3 protein-coding genes and 1 pseudogene are annotated in these 3,589 nt (G+C 44.2%); 1 reads left to right on the forward strand and 3 read right to left on the reverse strand.

The genetic code is table 11. The annotated features are described in order from the left end of the window. Positions 1-485: 485 nt before the first annotated feature. The gene (locus O9324_RS22585) at positions 486-776 is read right to left on the reverse strand and encodes a DUF5132 domain-containing protein (RefSeq protein WP_287633339.1); all 291 of its coding nucleotides are present in this window, start codon (positions 774-776) and stop codon (positions 486-488) included. A 142-nt stretch (positions 777-918) separates the two neighbouring features. On the opposite strand from O9324_RS22585, the gene O9324_RS22590 reads away from it, so the two are divergent. After that, positions 919-1,506: an HMA2 domain-containing protein gene (locus O9324_RS22590; protein WP_288141364.1), complete on the forward strand. Its 588-nt coding sequence runs from the start codon at positions 919-921 to the stop codon at positions 1,504-1,506. Positions 1,507-1,554: 48 nt separating this feature from the next. Here the strand turns inward: O9324_RS22590 and O9324_RS22595 are convergent. Both O9324_RS22595 and O9324_RS22600 read right to left on the reverse strand, forming a co-directional pair. Beyond that, positions 1,555-2,796: pseudogene (locus O9324_RS22595) on the reverse strand (RNA-guided endonuclease InsQ/TnpB family protein). A gap of 211 nt (positions 2,797-3,007) precedes the next feature. Then, positions 3,008-3,589 (reverse strand): IS630 family transposase (locus O9324_RS22600; RefSeq protein ID WP_288141365.1); only part of this gene is annotated, 582 nt, incomplete at its 5' end.

Below are 3,589 nucleotides of genomic sequence, written 5' to 3' on the forward strand. Positions count from 1 at the left end.
AGAGGACAGGACTAAGGTTATTACTAACCCGCACCTGTATGGTTATAAAGTTATCAAGGTACTACATTTACCAAGCGGCTAATCCTCTAAACGTCTTACTGTCTAGTTTCTAGCCAACGAATCGCACCACACCCCACACCCCACACCCTTCCCCCAGGAAAAACTTTTTGCCGCAAACCCTAATTATGCAAGAGGTTGATTGTGAATGTCAGGTGAAGAACTTCGATTTTACCGAAGGAATGAAACAAAGGCCAAAAGGGAAAATCTGCTACACCTGGTTTTTCAAGTTCCCCGCCAGGGTTGCGTCCGCTGCCTGCTGCGTGAATAGGGCGTAAAGCGGCCACGGTGCCTAAGCCGTCAGGGACAAGAGGAGTCGCCCGACTAACAGAGGAGAGAGCCGCTGAATATCCTCGAACAACTGGCAACTCAATGTCTGACACCAGGTACGCAATTGTTGTCGGTCAGTCGGCATTTTTGGACTCAAGTTAGTTTTCCGAAATAATTTCTACTTCCCGAGGTGGCTGCTCGGCAGCTTTCCTAGTATCGACTTCTGATTTAGCTTCGGCCACGAGATCGTTCCACGATTCGGTCGCTTCGGCAAAGGAACTTTGCAGTTTTTCCGTCGTTTCCATGCCGAATTTAAGGCCACCTTTAATCAAGTCGCGACCAGAATCTGAGATGGATTTACCTAGTTCAGGGTTGACAGCAGCCCCGACGATGGGAGCAACAACTAAGACAGCGACAGCCCCAGCGCCCAATAATAGTAACTCTTCCATGATTACCTTGCTATTTGATCACTTCTAGGGTATCAAAAAACCCTTTAGTCTAAAAGGTCAAACTGAATTAATTTGGTTTAAAGTTGAACATAGCAATGTTTGACCATCCTGATCGGTAGAGAAAGCAAGAAAAGAAAAGAAAATGACTCCAGCACTCGCAACCCTTGAATTAAACCTTCAGACTAACGTAAGCAACGCTCAAGTCCTGCCGGTCGCAACGCGATCGCTACGCGAGATCGCCCACCAGCCAAAAATTGACTGCCAAGTGCTGCACTCGCTGCCGGGGCGCCTTCGCCTGGGCATCCCCAAACTGGCTGGAGATACCACATATAGCGAGAAACTGACTTATGCCCTCCAGTCCCTCCCTTGCATTGAGGAAGTCCGCATCAACCCGGCGGCAAGTTGTGCGATCATCAACTATCAGAGTCACCCCGGTTCGGAGTCCGAACAGCAGGCAGCAATTTTAGCGCTCGTTCAAGAGGCAGATTCCCTCGCCCTCTTGCCAACTGCCGCTCTAGAAGCCTTAGAAGCCGAGTTAGGGAGTTTTTGGGACCAGTTATCGGGGGAACTGCAAAACTTTTTGACTGGATATGAAGGAATAGGAAAAGAAATTCTCAAGGCGATCGCCATTGCCAGTTTGATCGTAGGAATTGCTGGGGTGATCTTGCCCCTGCTACCAGGAACGCCCTTCTTGCTCCTGTCCCATTTCTGCTTCCTAGCTTGCTCCTAATTAAGTTGACATCCTCGCCGCCGTAAAACGGACGGCGATTCCCAAACCTCACGATTTGAGTTTCTGCTTCTTTCCCGAAGGATTTTTCGCACCTGTCGCCCCAGTTTTACTCTGTTCTGGTCTTATGGTCGCTCTACAGACTGACACCGCAAGCCCTGCGGCCAAAATGTTTTTACTAGCGTTAATATCTCGGTCATGGTGAGTCCCACAGTCTGGACAGTCCCATTCTCGAACATTTAACGGCATTTTCAAGGGCAATATACCCGCAATTACTACACCTTTTAGAACTGGGAAACCATCTATCTATTTCGATGTAATTTCTTCCGTACCACCGGCATTTATCGGCTAATTGCCCACCCCCCCACCCCCCCCCCCCCCCGGCCCCCCCGCCAGGGGGGGGGTCGGGGGGGCAAGGGGGGGGCAACTAACGTCAGATATTGCCTGAGATAATTTCGGGTTTTTGACCATATTCTTAACGGCTAAATTCTCAACCACAATCGTTTGGTTTTCACGAACTAATTGAGTGGTTAGCTTGTGTAAATGGTCTTTTCTGCTATCGGTGATTTGAGCGTGAATTCTGGCTACTTTGATTCTTGCCTTTTCTCGATTCTTTGAGCCTTTCTGTTTTCGAGAAAGATTTTTTTGCGCTTTTCGCAGTCTCCGATAATGCTTGTTAAAATGCTTGGGATTAGATACTTTATCGCCGTCGCTGGTAATTACTAGGCTACTAATTCCTAAGTCAATTCCAATGGCTTTATCTGTTACTGGTAAAGGCTTAATTGTTGGGTCATCAAATCTTATTGAGATATGCCAACGTCCAGAAGGATGTAATCTGACTGTTACTGTGCTTGGTTCACAGCTTTCTGGTATTTGTCTTGACCATCGAATAGGTAAAGGTTCTGTGCATTTAGCTAAATAGATTTGTCTGTCTTTGAATTTAAAAGCAGACTTAGTAAATTCGGCACTTCCTCCTTGATGTTTTTTCTTAAAGTTAGGATACTTAGTACGACCAGCAAAGAAGTTAGTAAAAGCTGTTTGTAAATGTCTTAACCCTTGTTGTAAAGGTACACAGCTTACCTCATTGAGAAAGTCTAATTCTTCTTGCTTTTTCCAATCGGTTAGCATTGAAGAAGTTTCAGTATATCCTACTCTTTCTTGTCTTTCGTACCATGCTTGTGTTCTGACATGGAGAGCTTTATTGTAAACTAATCTTACACAGCCCAAAGTGCGCCGCAATAGCGACTCTTGTTCTGGTGTTGGGTAAAATCGAAACGAATAGGCTTTCTCCATACCTCACATTTTAGCATATATTTCGCAAATGTGCTAATATTTAACAGTAAAGCCGTCGTAGAACGACGGGGTTTCAGACCCAAATTTTCGATGACTCAAAAGAGATGTTAATCTTTTTGGAGTTAGGTAGCTTCTGAAACGGATCCCCAAGATGAGCCTTGACCTTATCTAGGGTTAACTCGTGGTCAGCGTAAGTCTCACAAATAAGTACCTAGGCAAAATTAATTACATACTCGCTTCCAAAATTGTCCAGCACTTTTTTAACGTAAGCGAGGAGGCTCTTTCGGTCTTTATAGGCACTAAATTCAATCCATTCATATTTTAAAAATCTCCATAATATTTCAATTAAATTTAAATGAGATGAATAAGTGGGCAACCAAAATATTTTCAAGTTTTTCTTTTCCCATTCCTCAAGTTTCTCCATAAACACATCGCTGGTATGAATGGAAGCTTGGTCAATTATTATGACAGTTTTTTTCTGTATATTTTGGCAATATTTATCCAGAAAATTGATAACTATCTCGCTAGTAACCGTTCCGACCTGTGTCTCATAAAATAATTGATTGTCTCGTTTCATTATTCCTAAAATATTTAGTCTTTTACCTTCAATTGGTGGTAACTTTATCGTGGTTTTTTCTGGTTGCCAAGCGTAGGGAATACAAGGCTTTGAATCCCATCCCATTTCATCCAAATATCCTATCTCAATCTCTCCTCTTTTTTCCTGTTTTTTGAGTTCTTCTAAAATAGGTAATTTGACCTCAAGCTCCCACTCATCAGGGGTTTTGCCCACCCC

Origin of the sequence: Microcystis sp. LE19-84.1B (genome assembly GCF_027531875.1) — a bacterium.
Classification (GTDB): Bacteria; Cyanobacteriota; Cyanobacteriia; order Cyanobacteriales; family Microcystaceae; genus Microcystis; species Microcystis panniformis.